An 18,410-nucleotide genomic window follows, 5' to 3' on the forward strand; every position below is an offset into this window, starting at 1 on the left:
CGAAAAGTTTCGATGGACCTAAGGTCTCGGTGGGTCCGACAGTGGACGTATGACGACATCTGACGCCACGCCGCAGGACACCCACGAGGACCCCCACGCCAACGACGCCGCCCCCTACTCCGGCGGCGACCCGTACGCCGACTACCGCCACTTCGGTGACATCGAGAGCTACGCGGAGCTGGTGGACCTCGCGGACCGGCGCCTGGGCGCGGGAGTCATCGCGGCGAACGACGAGTTCTTCGCCCAGCGCGAGAACCTCCTCGTGCGCGAGCCCGCCGTGTTCGACCCCGAGCACTTCGGCCACAAGGGCAAGATCATGGACGGCTGGGAGACCCGCCGTCGCCGCGGCACCGCCGACTCCCCGTTCCCCGCGCCCGAGGACCACGACTGGGCGATCGTCCGGCTCGGTGCGCCCGGCGTGATCCGCGGCATCGTCGTGGACACCGCGCACTTCCGCGGCAACTACCCGCAGCGCATCAGTGTCCAGGCGGCGTGCGTGGCGGGCGCCCCGGGCCCCGAGGACGTCCTCGCGGCCGACGTGAAGTGGGAGGAGCTGATCGCTCCGACGCCGGTGCGCGGCCACGCGGCGAACGGCTTCACGATCACCTCGGAGCGCCGCTACACCCACCTCCGCCTCTGCCAGCACCCCGACGGCGGCGTGGCCCGCCTGCGCGTGCACGGCGAGGTCGTCCCCGACCCCGAGTGGCTCGACCTGCTCGGCACGTTCGACCTGATCTCGGTCCTCAACGGCGGTGTGTACGAGGACGCGTCGGACAAGTTCTACTCCTCGCCCACGCAGATCATCCTGCCCGGCACGTCCCGCAAGATGGACGACGGCTGGGAGAACCGCAGGCGCCGGGTGCACGGCACGAACGACTGGGTGCGCTTCCGCCTCGCCGCGCAGGGCGCGATCCGCGCGGTCGAGATCGACACGGCGTACCTGAAGGGGAACTCGGCCGGCTGGATCGCCCTGAGCGGCCGCAACGGCGACACGGGCGAGTGGTACGAAATCATCCCCCGCACCCGCCTCCAGCCCGACACCGTCCACCGCTTCAAGCTCCACGCCCAGGCCGTGGCCACCCACGTACGCCTCGACGCCTTCCCGGACGGCGGCGTGGCCCGGATGCGCCTGCACGGATCCCTGACGGAGCAGGGGCGCGACGAACTGAGCCGCCGGTACGCCGAGTTGAACGACTGATCTCCCCCGGACACGAAGGCGCCCGGTACCGGACGAAATCCGGTACCGGGCGCCTTCGTGTCTGCGCGGACTACGCGTCAGCCGCCTGTGCCCGAAGCGCGCGTTCCACGCCCGCCCGGGATTCCGAGACCAGGCGGTGCAGGGCCGCGTTCGGTTCGGCCGAGGCGAGCCAGGTGTCCGTCGCCTCCAGGGTGGACCCGGAGACCTGGATCGCCGGGTAGAGGCCGATCGCCACCTGCTGGGCCATCTCGTGCGAGCGGGACTCCCAGACGTCCTTGACCGCGGCGAAGAACTTCTCCGCGTACGGGGCGAGCAGGTCGCGCTGGTCGGTCTGGACGAAGCCGCCGATGACCGCTTCCTGGATCGCGTTCGGAAGCTTGTCGGACTCGACGACCGACGCCCAGGCCTCCGCCTTGGCCTCGGCGGTGGGGCGCGCCGCGCGGGCCGTCGCCGCGTGGCGCTCGCCCGCCGCGGTCCGGTCCCGCTCGTACTCCGCCGCGATCTCGGGCTCGTCGTAGCGGCCGACCGCCGCGAGCCGCTCCACGAACGCCCAGCGCAGCTCCGTGTCGACGGCCAGACCTTCGATGGTCTGCGTGCCCTCCAGGAGCGCCTCCAGCAGGTCGAGCTGCTCCGGCGTGCGGGCCGTCGCCGCGAACGCGCGGGCCCACGCCAGCTGGTGGTCGCTGCCCGCCTCCGCCGCCCGCAGGTGCGCCAGCGTGGCCTCGGTCCAGGTCGCCAGCGCCCCGTCGCGTCCCACGGGGGCCGCGTACAGGTCGAGGGCCAGCTTCACCTGGCGGTGCAGGGACTGCACGACGCCGATGTCCGACTCCTTGCCGATGCCCGACAGGACCAGCTCCAGGTAGGCGCTGGTGGGCAGTTCGGCGTCGCGCGTCATGTCCCAGGCCGAGGCCCAGCACAGGGCGCGCGGCAGGGACGACTCGAAGTCGCCGAGGTGCTCCGTGACGAACGCGAGCGACTCCGTGTCCAGGCGGACCTTCGCGTACGACAGGTCGTCGTCGTTGAGGAGGATCACGTCCGGGCGGCGCTTGCCGGCCAGCTGCGGGACCTGGGTCAGCTCGGTGGCCGTGACGTCCAGTTCGATGCGGTCCACGCGCACCAGCTTGCCGCTTTCGTCATCGAGGTCGTAGAGGCCGATCGCGATGCGGTGCGGGCGCAGCGTCGGCTCGCCCTTGGCGCCGGCGGGGAGCGCGGGCGCCTCCTGCCGGACGGCGAAGGACGTGATGACGCCGTTCGCGTCCGTCTCGATCTCCGGGCGCAGGATGTTGATACCGGCCGTCTGGAGCCAGGCCTTCGCCCACGCCGTCAGATCGCGCCCGCTGGTCTCCTCCAGCGCGCCGAGCAGGTCGGACAGGCGCGTGTTCCCGTACGCGTGGCGCTTGAAGTACGCCTGCACGCCCTGGAAGAACTCGTCCATGCCGACGTACGCGACCAGCTGCTTGAGGACGCTGGCGCCCTTGGCGTACGTGATGCCGTCGAAGTTGACGAGGACGTCGTCGAGGTCGCGGATCTCGGCCATGATCGGGTGCGTGGAGGGCAGCTGGTCCTGCCGGTACGCCCAGGTCTTCATGGAGTTGGCGAACGTCGTCCACGAGTGCGGCCAGCGGCTGTCCGGCGCGTACGCCTGGCAGGCGATCGACGTGTACGTGGCGAACGACTCGTTCAGCCAGAGGTCGTTCCACCACTCCATCGTCACGAGGTCGCCGAACCACATGTGGGCCAGCTCGTGCAGGATCGTCTCCGCACGCACCTCGTACGCCGCGTCCGTCACCTTCGAACGGAACACGTACTGGTCGCGGATGGTGACCGCGCCCGCGTTCTCCATCGCGCCCGCGTTGAACTCCGGCACGAAGAGCTGGTCGTACTTGGCGAACGGGTACGCGTAGTCGAACTTCTCCTGGAACCAGTCGAAGCCCTGCCGAGTCACCTCGAAGATCGCGTCCGAGTCGAGGAACTCGGCGAGCGAGGGACGGCAGTAGATGCCCAGCGGGACGGACTGCCCGTTCGCGCCCTCGTACGAGGAGTGCACCGAGTGGTACGGGCCGACGATCAGGGCCGTGATGTACGTGGAGATGCGCGGTGTCGGCTCGAAGCGCCAGACGTCGTCCTTCGGCTCCGGGGTGGGGGAGTTGGAGATGACGGTCCAGCCCGTCGGCGCCTTCACGGTGAACCGGAAGGTCGCCTTGAGGTCCGGCTGCTCGAACGAGGCGAAGACGCGGCGTGCGTCCGGGACCTCGAACTGCGTGTACAGATAGGCTTGTTGGTCGACTGGGTCGACGAAGCGGTGCAGGCCCTCGCCCGTGTTGGTGTACGCGCAGTCCGCGACGACCCGCAGCTCGTTCGGCCCGGCCTCCAGGTGCTTGAGCTCGATCCGCGAATCGCGGAACACGGCGGCCACGTCCAGCGAATGCCCGTTCAGGACGACCTCGTGGACCGCCGGGGCGACCAGGTCGATGAACGTGTGGGCGCCTGCCTCGGCGCTCTCGAACCGCACGCTGGTCACGGACCGGTAGGTGCCGCCCTCCTGCGCTCCCGAGAGGTCGAGATCGATCTCGTACGACTCGACATCGAGCAGTTTCGCCCGCTGCTGCGCCTCTTCACGGGTCAGATTGGTGCCAGGCACGCGGTCATCTCCTAGATCCGGTCTACGTTTGTGACGTTCCGGTCATCCTTCCACGAGGGAAGCGGCCAGCGCGATGTCCGTTTTCCGCCGGTGAACCCGCGCGCGCGGGACCAGCCTGGAGGACATGACCACGTACACCGCACAGCCCATCGCACCGGCCACCCTCAAGGAACTGCGGGACACCGACGACGCGGGGCGCCCCTGCGTCGCGTTCACCGCCGCCGACGACGCGTCCGTCGGCTCCCCGCTGCGCTGCTGTCTGCGCTCCGTCGAATTCGGCGAGCGGGTCGCGCTCGTCTCGTACGCGCCGCTGCGGCGCTGGAGCGAGGCCACGGGCGCGCACCCGGGCGCGTACGACGAGCAGGGCCCGGTCTTCATCCACGCCGACGACTGCGAAGGGCCGGCGCCACGCGCCGGCGGCTACCCCTTCGACCGGCCCGGCGCCCTGCGCACCGTGCGCCGCTACAACGCCGAGGGGCACATCATCGGCGGGCGCCTCCTGGAGATCCCGCAGGACGCGACGGCCGGCTTCGACGCGGTGTTCGCCGACGCGTTCTCAGACCCGCACGTGGCGCTCGTCCACGTGCGGGCCCTGGAGTACGGCTGCTTCCAGTTCGAGGTGCGCAGGCCGCAGTCGTAGAACGGCCTTGTGTCCGGAAGGGGGCGGGCGCCCGGCAGGGGGCGGGCGTCAGCCCTTGAGCTCGGCCGCCACCAGCTCCGCGATCTGCACCGCGTTCAGCGCGGCGCCCTTGCGGAGGTTGTCGTTCGAGACGAACAGCGACAGACCGTTCTCCACGGTCTCGTCACCGCGGATGCGGCCCACGAACGAGGCGTCCTGGCCCGCGGCCTGGAGCGGCGTCGGGATGTCGGAGAGCGCGACGCCGGGGGCGCCGGCCAGGAGCTCCGTGGCGCGCTCGACGGACAGGGGACGGGCGAAGCGGGCGTTGATCTGCAGCGAGTGCCCGGAGAAGACCGGGACGCGCACGCAGGTGCCGGAGACCTTGAGGCCAGGGATCTCGAGGATCTTGCGGGACTCGTTGCGGAGCTTCTGCTCCTCGTCCGTCTCGTTCAGGCCGTCGTCGACGATGGCGCCGGCCAGCGGCAGCACGTTGAACGCGATGGGCCGCTTGTAGACCTGCGGCTCGGGGAACTCGACGGCGGAGCCGTCGTGCGTGAGCTTGTCCGCCTCGGCGACGACCTTCTGCGCCTGGCCGTGCAGCTCGGCGACGCCCGCGAGGCCGGAGCCGGAGACCGCCTGGTAGGTGGCGACGACCAGCGCTTCGAGGCCGGCCTCCTCGTGCAGCGGACGCAGGACCGGCATCGCGGCCATCGTCGTGCAGTTCGGGTTGGCGATGATGCCCTTGGGGCGGTCCGCGATCGCGTGCGGGTTGACCTCGGAGACGACCAGGGGGACCTCGGGGTCCTTGCGCCAGGCCGACGAGTTGTCGATCACGACCGCGCCCTGGGCCGCGACCTTCTCGGCCAGCGCCTTGGAGGTGCTCCCGCCCGCGGAGAAGATGACGATGTCGAGGCCCGTGTAGTCGGCCGTCGAGGCGTCCTCCACCGTCACACCGTCGATGATCGTCCCGGCCGAGCGGGCCGAGGCGAACAGGCGCAGCTCGTCGACCGGGAAGTCCCGCTCGACGAGGATCTTGCGCACGACCGTGCCGACCTGACCGGTGGCTCCGACGATTCCGACCTTCACAGGGGATTCCTCCGTACATACACGACATACACGAACAGAAAAGCGGGGGTGCCGTTCCATGATGCGTCTGTCCCCGTCCGCCTTGTCCAATCCATTGTCCGTGGTGCGGGACGCCACATTCATCCCCGTCTCACGGTGCGAACGTTTCGCCCGGTCCCGGCGTCCTAGGGGAAACGCGGGAGAGCCAGGGGGAGGGGAGGGGCATTGCTGCGCAGAAGAACGCGCCGCGCGGAGGCGGTCGATCCGCTGGACGCCGCGCAGGAGGACCGGGTGCGGGCCGTCCTGTCGCTGGGCGGGGTACCGCACGGCGACCTGCAGGACGGCGTGCAGCAGGTGCGGCTGCGACTCCTTGAGCGGGCCGCGCGCGGGGACGAGGCCCCGCGCGACGTGTCGGCGTGGGCCGCCGTCGTCGCCTCGAACCTCGCGATGGACTGGCACCGGGCGCGCCGCCGCCAGGAACGGCTCGGCGAGCGCCTCGCGTCGCTGCGCCAGGAGCAGCGCACGGAGGACGGCGCCGAGTCGCGGGTCCTGTCGCTGGCGGTGGCGCAGGGCCTGGACGAGCTGCCGGACACCCAGCGCCAGGTCGTCGTCCTGCGCTTCTACGCGGATCTGCCGGTCCGGGCGATAGCCGAGGAACTGGGCATCCCGGAGGGCACGGTCAAGAGCAGGCTGCACACGGCGGTACGGATGCTGCGGGCGCGACTGCGTGAAGGGGAGGTGGTGTGACATGGAGCACGAGGACCGCATGCTGATGCTGGTGCTCACGGGGGAGCCACTGCCGCCGGACGACCGCGACGATCCGGAGTCGGTGGCCGTGCACGCGGCGGCCGAGGCGGATGTCGCGCTGCTGGGGGACCAGCTGCGGGGGATCGGGGACGCGCTGGCGGCGCGGGCCGGGCCGGGCCGGGTGCCCGCGCCCCGTCCACTGGTGGCGCCGCGGCCCCGGCGGCGGCCCTTCGCCGTCGCGTTCGGGGCGCTCGCCGCGGTGTGCGCGGCCGGGATGCTCGCCGGGCTCGCGTGGCTCGCGGTGGACGGTGGCCCCGGGATGAGCGAATCCGCGAGCGACAAGTCCGCGAGCGACGCCAAGGGCGACGCCAAGGGCGACGCCGGGGGAGGCGCACAGGAGGGCGGTGACCTCACCCCGGAGGGCTTCGTGGCGTGCTCCCGGCTCATGGTCGAGGGCACGGTCGACCGGGTCGCGCCCGAGCCCGGCGGGAGGGACGACCGCATCACGCTGACCGTGACCCGTTACTACAAACCGGCCTCCGGATCCGGGAAGGTCATGTTCCTGATGGATCGCGACGTGGAGCCCCGCCTGAAGCCGGGCGACCACACGCTGATCACCGTCCCCAAGCGCACGAACGAGCCGGACAACTGGGCCACGGGCAAGGAGATCAAGCCCCTGCGCGACATGATCGTCAACGCGCTCCCCGGCTCCCGTGGCCTGAAGTGCGGCCAGGGCGGTGGCCCCGGAGCGTGAGCCACGGTCCGACGGCAAGGGGCGGGCGCCCGTACGGACGCCCGCCCCTCCTGTCACTCGGTCACCGTTACGGCGTGACCTTCTCGATCTTCACGCTGCCGAGCCCGGCGACCGTGCCGCGCCCGTTCAGGAGCTGCACCTCGCCGAAGAACTCGCGGCCCTCCGGTGCGGCGGCCGCGGCGACGACCTCGGCGGTGACCTGCGTCGCGGCACCGTTGCCGAGCTTCACGGACTTCGCCTCGTCGACCTTGACCTGGCCGAGCGTCGGGGAGAAGAACACGTCGCGGTAGTCGTACTCCGTCGAACCGGACGGGACCGAGTAGCCCACGACCTCGACCGTGTACGTGCCGGCGGCCGGCTTGCTGATGCTGACGGCCTCCTCGGAGTCGCCGTCGGCGGACTGCCCGACCTGGTTGCCGTCCTGGTCGTAGACCGTCAGGTCCAGGTCGGCGGCGTTGTCGGAGACACCGCCGATGGCGACGTCCAGACGCTCGGCGCCCGCGGGGACGACGACCGTGGAGGTCTGCGTCTCACCCTCCTTGAGGGAGGGACGCGCCGTCTTCGACGAGCCGAGCTGGCCGCCCTTCAGCTTGCCGTCGAGCGCGGCGAACTTGTTCGTCACCTTCCAGGAGACGGCGGCCGGGGTGCCGACCTTGGCCTCGGGGACGGTCTGCACGGCCGGGTCGAAGGCCGCGCCGAGCACGGCGACATCCAGCTTGTACGGGTTGTCGAGCTGCGGCGACGTACGGCGCGCCTCGACCTCGATCTCCCAGACGCCGGCCTGCGGGTCCGCGTACGAACGCAGGTCGGGGCGGCAGACGTTGTCCGGGTTGTAGTTCGGGTAGCAGCTCGGCGTCGCCGTGTCGTCGACCGGGACGCCGTACGGGTGGATCGAGATGAAGCGGGTCTGGCTCTTGTCCTTCAGGCCGCCCATCGCGACCTCGAGGGACTTCGCGCCCTCGGGGACCGTCAGGAAGTACGACTTCGTGCTGTTGCGCTGCACGGAGCCGGAGTCCGAGAAGGTGTACGACGGCTTCGCCAGCGGCGTCGCGACGACGACGGTCGCCATGACCTGCTGGTCGACGCCCTCGGTGCGCGGGTCGTCCACCTCGAGGATGGCGCTGCGCAGACCGGCGCTCCTCGGCGCGGCCTGCACCTTGACGGTGACCGGCTTGTTCAGCGGCAGCGAGACGGTGTCGTCGCCGACGATGCGGAACGTGGAGCCCGAGTTGTTCTTGAGGGACAGCTCGTGGCGGACCGCGCGGTCCGGGCCCGACGTGCGCGTGACGGTGACGTCGTAGGTCTTCTTCTGGCCGGCCTTGAGGCCGCCCTCGCGGTCGTAGATGCCGGTGCCGAAGCCCGGGTTCAGGAGCGTGTAGTCGATCGCGGTGTCGACCGGGGCCTTCACCGTGTAGGTGTGGGCGCCCGCGCCGCGCTTGATGGACTTCCACGCGTCGACGATGTCGATGAGGCCGGAGCCCTCGGCGTACGCCTGCTCGCCGCTGATGTGCTTCGCGGTCGAGGTGAGCGCCGTGCGCAGCTTCGCCGGGGTGAGCGCGATGTGCTTCTGCTTCGCGGCGGAGAGCAGCAGGGCCGAGGCGCCCGCGGCCTGCGGGGACGCCATCGAGGTGCCCTGGAGCATCGAGTAGCCGGCCGGCAGGGTGTAACCCGCCTCGGCGACCGGGGAGCCCGGCAGCCAGGTCTGCGTCGTGTTGATCGCGGCGCCGGGCGCGGTGATCGTCGGCGTGAAGCCGCCGTCCTCACGCGGGCCGCGGGACGAGAACGGCATCATGGCGTAGCGCTTGGTCACGCCGGAGCCGTAGTTGGCGGCCCAGGTCTCCTTGGAGATGGACGCGCCGACGGAGATGACCTTGTCGGCGAGGCCGGGGTCGCCGATGGTGTTCGCGCCGGGGCCGGAGTTGCCCGCGGAGATCACGAGCTGGACGCCGTAGTTGTCGATGAGGCGCTTGTAGAGCAGCGAGCGCGCGTTGTTGCCGTCGTTGAGGGCGGGCAGGCCGCCGATCGACATGTTGACGATGTCGACGCCGCGCTTGGTGACGAGGTCGACCATGCCCTCGGTGAGCGCGACGTTGGTGCAGCCGCCGGACCAGGTGCAGGCGCGCGAGGAGACGATCTTCGCGCCGGGCGCGGCACCGCTCATCTTCCCGCCGAACAGGCCGTTGGCGGAGGTGATGCCCGCGACGTGCGTGCCGTGCTCGGACTCGATGACGCCGATGTTGACGAAGTCGGCCTTCTTGCCGGTCCAGTCGCCGCCCAGCGGGTCCATCGGGACGTCCTTGCGGATCTCCACGACGAACGGGATCCGCTCGACGACGTCGGTCGCCGGGTTGTCCTTGCCGAAGTACCCGATCTGGTAGCCGTCCTTGTACGGCTTCATCGGGGTGTCGTCGGTGAAGTCGGCGTTGTCGTTCAGGTCGACGGTGACGGTGCCGGCCTTGGCGTCGTAGAGGACGGCCCAGGAGTCGGTGGTGTCGCCGTCGCGGTTCAGGTCGCCCTTGGCGTCGCCGCCGGTGGTGGCGGACTCCTTGAACGTCGAGACCTGGTACGAGCCGGCCGCTGCCTTGAAGGTCCGGCCGCCGAACGTGAACGTCGGGCCGGACACGTTCGTGACCATCGCGCGCCAGGTGGCGTCGCCGTCGACGAGCGGGTCGGTCGAGGTGACCCAGTCGACGATCTTGCGCTCGCCGGTGGTGGTCTTCTGGAGCGCCGGGTGGCCGAGGTCCACACCGGAGTCGAGGATGCCGATCGTGACGCCGCGGCCGTCGGCCTTCGGGTTGTCCTTCACGAAGTCGACGGCGCCCGTCTCGAAGGACGGGTTGTACGGGTTCTTCGCCGGGGTGTTCCTGCCGGGTGCGGCGTACGAGCCCGCGGCGCCCGTCGAGCCCTTGGCGGTGTCGCCGGCCGGGGTCGGGTCGTCGAGCTCGATCTCGTGGCGCAGGTCGATGCCCTGCACGGAGGAGAGCTTCTCGGCCGCCTTGATCGCGGCGTCCGCCCGGCCGGTCGGCACGGTGGCGCGGACGTAGCCGAGCTTGTCGTAGGTCCGGCCGACGGAGCCGCCCTTGACGGCGTCGAGCTGGTGCGCGACCTGCTCGGTCGCGCCGGGCGCGGTGGCGACCATCATGGTCACGGTCTTCTCGCCGGCCGCCTCGGCCTGGTCGAGGAGCTGCGCGTCGGCCGAACCGAGCTTGTCACCGGCCGACTTGACGGGTGCGTCGGCCGCCGGAGTGGTGTCCGTGTCCGCGGAGTAGGCCAGGGGTATCGGCCCGGCTGCGGTGAGCGCTGCGACGAGGCCGGCGGCGGCCGCGAGCCGGGCCGCCCGTCTCGCTCCGGATATCGGTGCGCGCTGGGGATCGAGGGTCATCAGCATCCCTGTACGTAAAGGTCGGAAAGGGTCCGGAATTCGGTGCCGGATGACCGGTCAGCTTTACGTAAGTGACGCCTGTTTGGGGAGAGTTGCCCGTGACGTGATCAGGCCGTGGCGTACTTCCGCCATACGTCACCGCGGACAAAGCGCCGCATACGGGGAATCGTGTGCGCCGGAGTGCGGCGCCCGGGCCCCACGCGGGGTGCCGCGCGCCGGGGCACCGACCCGTACGTTCACCACCCCGACCCGCCGCCGACCGCATAACGTCACCGTGTGCACAGGGAACTGAGGGTCGCGGCCTACGCAGTCTGCGTACGGGGCGGGCAGGTGCTGCTCGCCCGCTGGGTGGCCGGCGACGGCACCAGACGCTGGACGCTGCCCGGGGGCGGCATGGACCACGGCGAGGACCCGTACGACACCGTGGTCCGTGAACTCGACGAGGAGACCGGCTACGCCGTCGAGCCCGTCACCCTGATCGGCGTCCACTCCGTCCTGCGCCGCTACCCGCGCACGCTGGGGGCCGTCGCCGACTTCCACGGCCTGCGCCTCGTGTACGAGGGCCGGATCACCGGCGGCGAGCTGCGCCACGAGGTGAACGGCTCCACCGACCTGGCCGCCTGGCACGCCCTCGACGACGTGCCCCGCCTCGCCCGCGTCGAACTCGTCGACGTGGGCCTCGAACTGTGGCGCGAGCGGCCCCCCGCGGGCCGCATCTTCCCCGAAAAATGAACATGGAGTGACCGGCTCCTCTCCGGCACACGAGGCGTGCGTGACCGCGCAGGGTGGCCGGTGATCCACGTGGCGTGATCGGCGTTGCCCGTTGTGGCCGCGTTAACGCGCAGGTCATCCCCGATGTCAACGATCCAGTACGAGCGGGTGGTTCTGCCACGGCGAGCGCCCCGCGACCACTGCCGACGCGTTCGACTCGGGGAGACCGCGCCATGCCGCGCATACGCTCTGTCGCCGACACCGCTGCATCAGCCACCGCCGCCAAGGCCGCCTCCATCGCCTCGGCACTCGACCGCCGCACCTTCCTCGCCGCGTCCGGAGCCGTCTCCCTGACGGCCGGGATCGGCTACGCACTCGGCGGCCCCGCCACGGGCAGTGCGGCCGCGGGCCCCGCGCCCGCAGGCCCCGTCCCGGCCGCCGTCTCCCGCCGGGCCCCCGCCGCCCCGCTCGCGCCCTACACGCGCGGCACCACCCTCGGATCCGTCGCCGCCGCCCCGGCGGGTCCGGGCTACCGGCGCCTCGGCGACGGCCCCGCCTGGCAGCGCGTCGTCCGCGGCGACCTCGCGTCCGCCAAGTCCGGGCGCGAGGGCCGGCGCACCGCGCTCGCCGCGTTCGTCCAGTTCACCGACCTGCACCTGGTCGACGTACAGCACCCGCTGCGTTACGAGTACCTGCGCTCCCAGACCGCCAGCGCCTGGCGCCCCCAGGAGTCCCTCTCGGTCGCCGGGGCGGTCTCCCTCGTGGAGCGGGTCAACGCGCTGCGCGGGGCGCCCGTCACCGCGCAGCCCCTGCACTTCGTCATGACGACCGGCGACAACACCGACAACAACGCCAAGTCGGAGCTGGACTGGTTCCTGAAGGCGATGAGCGGCGGCCGCATCACCCCGAACACCGGCGACCCGCGCCGCTACGAAGGCGTGCAGGACAGCGGACTCAAGCTGTACTGGCACCCGGACGACGCCCTGCGCGACGCCGACAAGCAGGCCGGCTTCCCCCGCATCAACGGCTTCCTGGATGCCGCGATCGGTGAACTGCGCAGCCCGGGGCTCAACCTGCCCTGGTACTCGACCGTCGGCAACCACGACGCGCTGCCCGGCGGCTGTTACGCGCCCGGCGACTCCTTCTTCGCCGAATTCGCCGTGGGCGGACGGAAGTTGATGGAGCTGCCGGACTCCGCCGGCAAGGCGATCTGGGACAACGTGAAGCAGGGCGGCGACCCCAAGGGCCACGCCTTCAAGGAACTCCTCAAGTCCCAGGCCCGCCATATGCGTTCGGTCACCCCGGACGAGTCCCGCGCCCCCTTCACTCCGGCCGAGTACCTCAAGGCCCACCTCGACCCCGCGCACACGGGTCCGGGCCCGCACGGCCATGGCTACACACAGGCCAACGTCGACGCCGGCACCCAGCACTACGCCTTCCGCGTCTCGGACGACATCCTCGGCATCAGTCTCGACACGACGGACCCCGGCGGCCACTACGAGGGCTCCATCGGCACGGCCCAGCTCAACTGGCTGGAGCGCACCCTCAAGGAGCACGAGAAGAACGACGGCTCCCACGTCCTCGTCTTCAGCCACCACACCAGCAAGACCATGCGCAACCTCCGCCAGGACCCGCACCACCCCGGTGAGGCCCGGCACGGCGGCGACGAGCTCCTCGCGCTCCTCGGCCGCCACCGGAGCGTCCTGGCCTGGATCAACGGCCACAGCCACAAGAACGCCATCACCCCGCACGCGGGTCCCGAAGGCCGCTCCTTCTGGGAGATCTCGACCGCGTCCCACGTCGACTTCCCGCAGCTGGCCCGTGTCATCGAGATCACCGACAACCACGACGGCACGGTCTCCCTGTTCACCACGCTCATCGAGTCCGCGGCCCCGCACCGCACCGACTTCACCGACCTCAGCCAGACCGGCCTCGCGGCCCTCTACCGCGAGCTCTCCTTCAACGCCCCCGGATCCCGCGCCACCCTCTCCGGCACCCCCGGCGACCGCAACACGGAACTCGTCCTGCGCAAGGCCTGAGAGGCGAGGCCTGAGGCGTACGCGCCGAGATCGGCTTGATCCCGCTCAACCCGAACACGGCCCTCAACCCCTGCCTGTGACACCCGAGTCCCCCAACCCGACCGCAGCACACAGCTGTCGGACGTCGGCGAAGGAGACACAAGATGTCAGTACGTACCGGTCTGGTGGGCGTGGCCGTCATGGCGTCGGTGACGGCGGGAGCGCTCGCGACCCCCGCTCTCGCCGACACGAGAGGCGACAACGGAGGCGGACACCGGGCGACGCAGCAGGCCATGGACGCCGTCGTCGCGGCGGGCGTGCCCGGGGTGACGGGGCAGGTGACCGACAAGTCGGGGACCTGGAAGGGCACTTCGGGCCTCGGGGACCTGCGGACGGACACCCCGCGCGGCGACCGGGACCGCTATCGCGTCGGCAGCATCACCAAGACGTTCGTCGCGACCGTCCTCCTCCAGCTGGAGGCCGAGGGCAGGCTGAGCCTGGACGACACCGTCGACCACTGGCTGCCCGGCGTCGTCACCGGGCACGGCCACGACGGCCGGAAGATCAGCGTCCGCCAGCTCCTCAACCACACCAGCGGGATCTACGACGTCACGTCGGACAAGGGCTTCCAGCAGACCGTCTTCGCACGCGACGGCTTCCTGAAGCACCGCTACGACACCTGGACACCCGGCGAGCTCGTGTCCGTAGCCATGGCCCACAAGCCAGACTTCGCGCCCGGCACGTCCTGGAACTACTCCAACACCAACTACGTGCTGGCCGGCATGATCGTGAAGCAGGTCACCGGACACTCCTACGCCGACGAGATCCGCCACCGGATCATCGAGCCCCTCCACCTGCGCGCCACCAGCCTGCCCGGCACCACCGTCACCGTGCCCCGCCCGGCGAGCCGCGCCTACTCCAAGTTCCCCGACGACCCGGACAAGAAGACGTACGACGTCACCGAGCTCAATCCGAGCCTCGCCTCGTCGGCCGGCGAGATGATCTCCGACTCGGCGGACCTGAACCGCTTCTACTCGGCGCTCCTGCGCGGCCGGCTGCTGCCCGCCGCACAGCTCGCCGAGATGAAGAAGACAGTCCCCGTGCCCACGGGGAAGGGGGAGCCCGAGGTCGGCTACGGTCTCGCCCTCATGCGGCAGAAGCTGACCTGCGGCAAGGAGATCTGGGGCCACAGCGGCGGCATCCACGGCTCCAACTCGGATGCCGTGACCACACCCGACGGCCGCCACACCCTCTCGTTCAACTTCAACGGCGACTGGACGGGCGACAGCCAGGCCGTCATCGAGGCCGAGTTCTGTTCCAAGTAGCCGAGACCGCCGACTGGTCGACCGGCCGTGGACCGGCGGAGTTCAGCGGGGCAGCACCCTCACGTACGCCGCCGGTTCGCGGTCGTCGGACGCCATCAGCGCGGTCCGTACGACCGTCGCCTGCTGTTCGAGGGACTCGCGCAGCTTGCGCGGCGTGATGTGGACGACGGTGATCCCGAGGCGCTCCAGGTGCTCGCGCTTGCGGGCGTACTCGGACCACTCCAGGTCGTCGCTCTCCTCCTGGAGTTCCACGCGCAGCCCTTGCCGGGGCGCGTGGGGACCTCCCTTGCCCGAGCGCCGGGAGCCCGGGGAAGTGTCCAGCTCCACGGCGACGGCCTGGTCGGGCCAGTACGCGTCGATGCCGCCGAGGGACGGGCCGCCGGGCAGGCGCAGGTCCACGTTCCACAGCGGGTCGGGCAGGCCGTACTCGCGCACCATCTCGTACAGCCGGTCCTCGGCGATGGCCCGCCCTTCGGCGAGCAGCGAGTCCACGGCGTCGATGACGTACGGGCGGGTGAGCAGCCTGGCCTGGTTCAACTCCCGTACCACGGTGGCTGGTTCGCAGTGCCCGCCGCGGACGGCCTCGGTGAGCAGGCGCCGCACCGCCCCCGCGTCGGCGAGCTGGGCGACCGCGTCCGCGAGGGCGCGCGGCACCGGCGCCACCGGCATCCCCGCGATCCGCTGCGGCGCGGGCATCCCGTGACTGCGCACGAGCCGGGCGAACCCGGTCGAGCGCAGCCGCCGGGTGCGCGGCACCATGACGTCGATCCGGTCGAGGGAGAGCAGCGGGGGAACGGACACGAAGCGGTGCAGGGCGAGCGCGGCGAGGCCCGTGATCATCGCGTTGGCGTAGGGGGCCTGCGGCGCGGTCTGCGGGGGGTGCGGCTCATCGCGGTCCGCCTGCGTGGGCACGCCCGCGGTGCGGGTCTGGGGTCGGCCCGCGTACAGGAGGACCGCGTGCAGTCGCTCGTCGGCGGTGGGCCGGCCGGGGTGGAGCAGGAACACACCGGGCAGGAGCTGCTGCCAGGGGCCGCCCGGCCTGCACTGCTCGTTCAGGGCTGTGGAGTTGACTCCGTGCGCCTTGAGCTGGGCGGTGCTCAGCACACGCTCCCGGCGGTCGTCGAGGTGCTGGAGGGGGCGGGGGGACAGCGGGGTGTTGTGGTTCATGACCCGGCCATTCCCGGCATCGACCGGGCCTCTAACCGCTGTTACACGCCCGTCGACAAAAAGGGACAAGCCTGCCCTAAAGTACGAGCGTTCGACTGCCGAGAAGGGCAGGCGGGGCGCCGGGTTACGGCCGGAAGTACCCGCGTTCGGTAACTCCCGGCCGCAGCCGCCCTGTTGTGCTCCGAAGGGCTACATCCCGGCAGTCGCGTCGCACGCCTGCCCGCGCAGGGCGCGGGCCAGGTCGTCGCGGGCCTCCAGGACGAGACGGCGCAGCGCGGGCGCCGCGTCCTCGTGTGCGGCCAGCCACGCGTCGGTCGCGTCGAGCGTGCCCTGCGAGTCCTGGAGCGAGGGGAACAGGCCCTTCACCACGTCCATGCCGATCTGGATGGACCGCTCCTGCCAGACACGCTCGATCGCCGCGAAGTAGCGGTCCGCGTACGGCGCGGTCAGCTCGCGCTGCGCCGGCTGCTGGAAGCCCGCGATCGTCGCCTCGACCAGCGCGTTCGACAGCGCGTCCGACTCGACGACCTGCGCCCAGGCCTGCGCCTTCACCGCGGCGGAGGGGCGCGCCGCGAGGCAGCGCACCTGGTGCCGCTTGCCGGACGCGGTGTCGTCGCGCGCCAGCTCGGCGTCGATCACCGACTCGTCGGCCGCGCCCGTGGCGGCGAGCGCGTTCACGAACGACCAGCGCAGCTCCTGGTCGACATCGAGCCCGTCGATCTTCGCCGTGCCGTCGAGCAGGCCGCGCAGCAGCTGGAGGTCGGCCTCGGTGGACGCGACGGAGGCGAAGAACCGCGCCCACGTCAGCTGGTTCTGGCTGGCCGGCTCGGCGAACCGCAGCTCCCGCAGGGCACCCTCGGCGAGCTGCCGGCTGCCCTCGGCGCGCCACTCGGGCGCCGCGTAGTGCGTGACCGCCGAGTTCGCCCAGGTGTGCAGCATCTGGAGGACGCCGATGTCGCTCTCGCGCCCGGCGAACCGCAGCACGAGGCCGATGAAGTCACGCGCGGGCATGAGCCCGTCCCGCGTCAGGCTCCACAGCGCGGACCAGCACAGCGCACGCGCCAGCGGGTCCTCGATGTCACCGAGGTGCTCGCGCAGGGCGGCCAGGGAGTTCTCGTCGAAGCGGATCTTGCAGTACGTGAGGTCGTCGTCGTTGACGAGGACCAGCTCGGGCGCCTCGGAGCCGGTCAGTTCGTCCACCACGGTCCGCGGTCCGTCCACGTCGACCTCGGCGCGCGCGTACCGCACGAGCGCGCCGCCCGCGCCGTCGCGCCGGTAGAGGCCCACGGCGACGCGGTGCGGCCGCAGCGTGGGGTGGGACTCGGCGGCCTCCTGGAGCACGGCCAGCTCGGTGACGCGCCCGTCGGCGCTCAACGTCACCTGCGGGGTGAGGGAGTTGACGCCCGCCGTCTGCAGCCACGCCCGCGACCAGCCGGCCATGTCGCGCCCGCTGGTCTCCTCCAGGGCGGACAGCAGATCGCCGAGCTGCGTGTTCCCGTACGCGTTCCGCTTGAAGTAGCGCCGGGCCCCTTCGAGGAACGCCTCACGCCCCACGTAGGCGACGAGCTGCTTCAGGACGCTCGCGCCCTTCGCGTACGTGATCCCGTCGAAGTTGAGCTTGGCGTCCTCCAGGTCGCGGATGTCGGCCGTGACCGGGTGCGTGGAGGGGAGCTGGTCGGCGCGGTACGCCCACGCCTTGCGGTTGTTGGCGAAGGTGATCCAGCCGTTGGTGAAGCGCGTCGCCTCGACCATCGAGAACGTCCCCATGAAGTCCGCGAAGGACTCCTTGAGCCACAGGTCGTCCCACCACTGCATGGTGACGAGGTCGCCGAACCACATGTGCGCCATCTCGTGCAGGATGACGTTCGCGCGCCGCTCGTACGACGCCTGTGTCACCTTCCCGCGGAAGATGAACTCCTCGCGGAACGTGACACAGCCCGGGTTCTCCATCGCGCCGAGGTTGTACTCCGGCACGAACGCCTGGTCGTACTTCCCGAAGGGGTACGGGTAGTCGAAGTGGTCGTGGAAGAAGTCGAGCCCCTGCTTGGTCACCAGGAACACGTCGTCCGCGTCGAAGTGCGGGGCGAGCCCCTTGCGGCACAGCGCGCCGAGCGGGATCTCCAGCTTCGTACCGTCCTCGAAGACCCGCTCGTAGGAGTCCGTCACATAGTGGTACGGGCCCGCGACGATCGCCGTGATGTACGTCGAGATCGGCTTGGTCTCGGCGAACTGCCATACGCCGTCGGTCAGTTCACCCGATCCGTTCGACCAGACCGTCCAGTCCTCGGGCGCCTGCACGCTGAAGCGGTAGGGCGCCTTGAGGTCGGGCTGCTCGAAGTTGGCGTAGACGCGCCGAGAGTCCGCCGGCTCGTACTGCGTGTAGAGGTAGACCTCGCCGTCCTCGGGGTCGACGAAGCGGTGCATGCCCTCGCCGGTGCGGCTGTAGGCGCACTGGGCGTCGACCACCAGCTCGTTCTCGGCGGCCAGGCCGTCGAGCGCGATCCGCGTCCCGTCGAAGACGGCCGCCGTGTCGAGGTCCTCGCCGTTGAGCGTCACCGCGTTCACGGAGGGCGCGATGAGGTCCACGAAGGTGGCGGCGCCGGGCTCGGTGGCCCGGAACCGGATCGTGGTCACCGAGCGGAACGTCCGGGGACCCTCGCCCTCGGTCCCGCCGACCGCGGACCGCAGATCGAGCTGGACCTCGTACCCGTCGACGGACAGCAGACCCGCCCGCTCGCGGGCCTCGTCGCGGGAAAGATTCTCTCCGGGCACGGGTGGCACTC

General features: G+C 71.1%; 12 protein-coding genes. 7 read left to right on the top strand and 5 right to left on the bottom strand.

Annotated features, from left to right (window positions below):
- Window positions 1-49: 49 nt before the first annotated feature.
- Entirely contained in the window at window positions 50-1,198 is a 1,149-nt protein-coding gene (gene alc, locus ACIPWY_RS12075) for an allantoicase (protein ID WP_362902456.1), read from the top strand.
- A 70-nt stretch (window positions 1,199-1,268) separates the two neighbouring features.
- Here the strand turns inward: alc and pepN (ACIPWY_RS12080) are convergent, their stop codons facing one another.
- Window positions 1,269-3,839, bottom strand: a complete 2,571-nt coding sequence (gene pepN / locus ACIPWY_RS12080) for an aminopeptidase N (protein ID WP_362902458.1) — start codon at window positions 3,837-3,839, stop codon at window positions 1,269-1,271.
- Between the two features lie 124 nt (window positions 3,840-3,963).
- Here pepN (ACIPWY_RS12080) and ACIPWY_RS12085 point away from each other — a divergent pair, with 124 nt between their 5' ends.
- Entirely contained in the window at window positions 3,964-4,479 is a 516-nt protein-coding gene (locus ACIPWY_RS12085) for a DUF1203 domain-containing protein (protein WP_362902460.1), read from the top strand.
- Between the two features lie 48 nt (window positions 4,480-4,527).
- Here the strand turns inward: ACIPWY_RS12085 and ACIPWY_RS12090 are convergent, their stop codons facing one another.
- Entirely contained in the window at window positions 4,528-5,544 is a 1,017-nt protein-coding gene (locus ACIPWY_RS12090) for an aspartate-semialdehyde dehydrogenase (RefSeq protein WP_362902462.1), read from the bottom strand.
- A gap of 204 nt (window positions 5,545-5,748) precedes the next feature.
- On the opposite strand from ACIPWY_RS12090, the gene ACIPWY_RS12095 reads away from it, so the two are divergent.
- The gene (locus ACIPWY_RS12095) at window positions 5,749-6,270 is read left to right on the top strand and encodes a sigma-70 family RNA polymerase sigma factor (protein ID WP_362902464.1); all 522 of its coding nucleotides are present in this window, start codon (window positions 5,749-5,751) and stop codon (window positions 6,268-6,270) included.
- Window position 6,271: 1 nt separating this feature from the next.
- Window positions 6,272-7,024, top strand: coding sequence for a hypothetical protein (locus ACIPWY_RS12100; RefSeq protein ID WP_401532983.1), 753 nt, complete (start codon window positions 6,272-6,274; stop codon window positions 7,022-7,024).
- Between the two features lie 67 nt (window positions 7,025-7,091).
- Here ACIPWY_RS12100 and ACIPWY_RS12105 read toward each other — a convergent pair whose 3' ends face one another.
- Complete coding sequence (locus ACIPWY_RS12105; RefSeq protein ID WP_401532985.1) at window positions 7,092-10,406, bottom strand: S8 family serine peptidase; 3,315 nt, start codon at window positions 10,404-10,406, stop codon at window positions 7,092-7,094.
- Window positions 10,407-10,682: 276 nt separating this feature from the next.
- On the opposite strand from ACIPWY_RS12105, the gene ACIPWY_RS12110 reads away from it, so the two are divergent.
- From ACIPWY_RS12110 to ACIPWY_RS12120, 3 genes are all read left to right on the top strand, one after another.
- Window positions 10,683-11,138 (top strand): NUDIX hydrolase, encoded by a 456-nt coding sequence (locus tag ACIPWY_RS12110; RefSeq protein ID WP_393701924.1) that lies wholly within the window; start codon window positions 10,683-10,685, stop codon window positions 11,136-11,138.
- A gap of 212 nt (window positions 11,139-11,350) precedes the next feature.
- Window positions 11,351-13,156, top strand: a complete 1,806-nt coding sequence (locus tag ACIPWY_RS12115) for a TIGR03767 family metallophosphoesterase (RefSeq protein ID WP_362902469.1) — start codon at window positions 11,351-11,353, stop codon at window positions 13,154-13,156.
- A gap of 143 nt (window positions 13,157-13,299) precedes the next feature.
- Complete coding sequence (locus ACIPWY_RS12120; protein ID WP_362902471.1) at window positions 13,300-14,460, top strand: serine hydrolase domain-containing protein; 1,161 nt, start codon at window positions 13,300-13,302, stop codon at window positions 14,458-14,460.
- 42 nt (window positions 14,461-14,502) lie between these two features.
- Here ACIPWY_RS12120 and ACIPWY_RS12125 read toward each other — a convergent pair whose 3' ends face one another.
- Both ACIPWY_RS12125 and pepN (ACIPWY_RS12130) read right to left on the bottom strand, forming a co-directional pair.
- Window positions 14,503-15,627: a hypothetical protein gene (locus tag ACIPWY_RS12125; RefSeq protein ID WP_362902473.1), complete on the bottom strand. Its 1,125-nt coding sequence runs from the start codon at window positions 15,625-15,627 to the stop codon at window positions 14,503-14,505.
- 189 nt (window positions 15,628-15,816) lie between these two features.
- The gene (gene pepN, locus ACIPWY_RS12130; RefSeq protein ID WP_393701927.1) at window positions 15,817-18,399 is read right to left on the bottom strand and encodes an aminopeptidase N; all 2,583 of its coding nucleotides are present in this window, start codon (window positions 18,397-18,399) and stop codon (window positions 15,817-15,819) included.
- Window positions 18,400-18,410: the final 11 nt, after the last annotated feature.

The organism is Streptomyces sp. NPDC090032, from assembly GCF_044748025.1.
Taxonomy (GTDB): domain Bacteria; phylum Actinomycetota; class Actinomycetes; order Streptomycetales; family Streptomycetaceae; genus Streptomyces.

Bases quoted from the DNA above. Each gene is read 5' to 3' on its own strand.
- alc (WP_362902456.1), top strand. From the start codon at position 50: ATGACGACATCTGACGCCACGCCGCAGGACACCCACGAGGACCCCCAC.
- ACIPWY_RS12085 (WP_362902460.1), top strand. From the start codon at position 3,964: ATGACCACGTACACCGCACAGCCCATCGCACCGGCCACCCTCAAGGAA.
- ACIPWY_RS12100 (WP_401532983.1), top strand. From the start codon at position 6,272: ATGGAGCACGAGGACCGCATGCTGATGCTGGTGCTCACGGGGGAGCCA.
- ACIPWY_RS12105 (WP_401532985.1), bottom strand. From the start codon at position 10,406: ATGACCCTCGATCCCCAGCGCGCACCGATATCCGGAGCGAGACGGGCG.
- ACIPWY_RS12115 (WP_362902469.1), top strand. From the start codon at position 11,351: ATGCCGCGCATACGCTCTGTCGCCGACACCGCTGCATCAGCCACCGCC.
- ACIPWY_RS12120 (WP_362902471.1), top strand. From the start codon at position 13,300: ATGTCAGTACGTACCGGTCTGGTGGGCGTGGCCGTCATGGCGTCGGTG.
- ACIPWY_RS12125 (WP_362902473.1), bottom strand. From the start codon at position 15,627: ATGAACCACAACACCCCGCTGTCCCCCCGCCCCCTCCAGCACCTCGAC.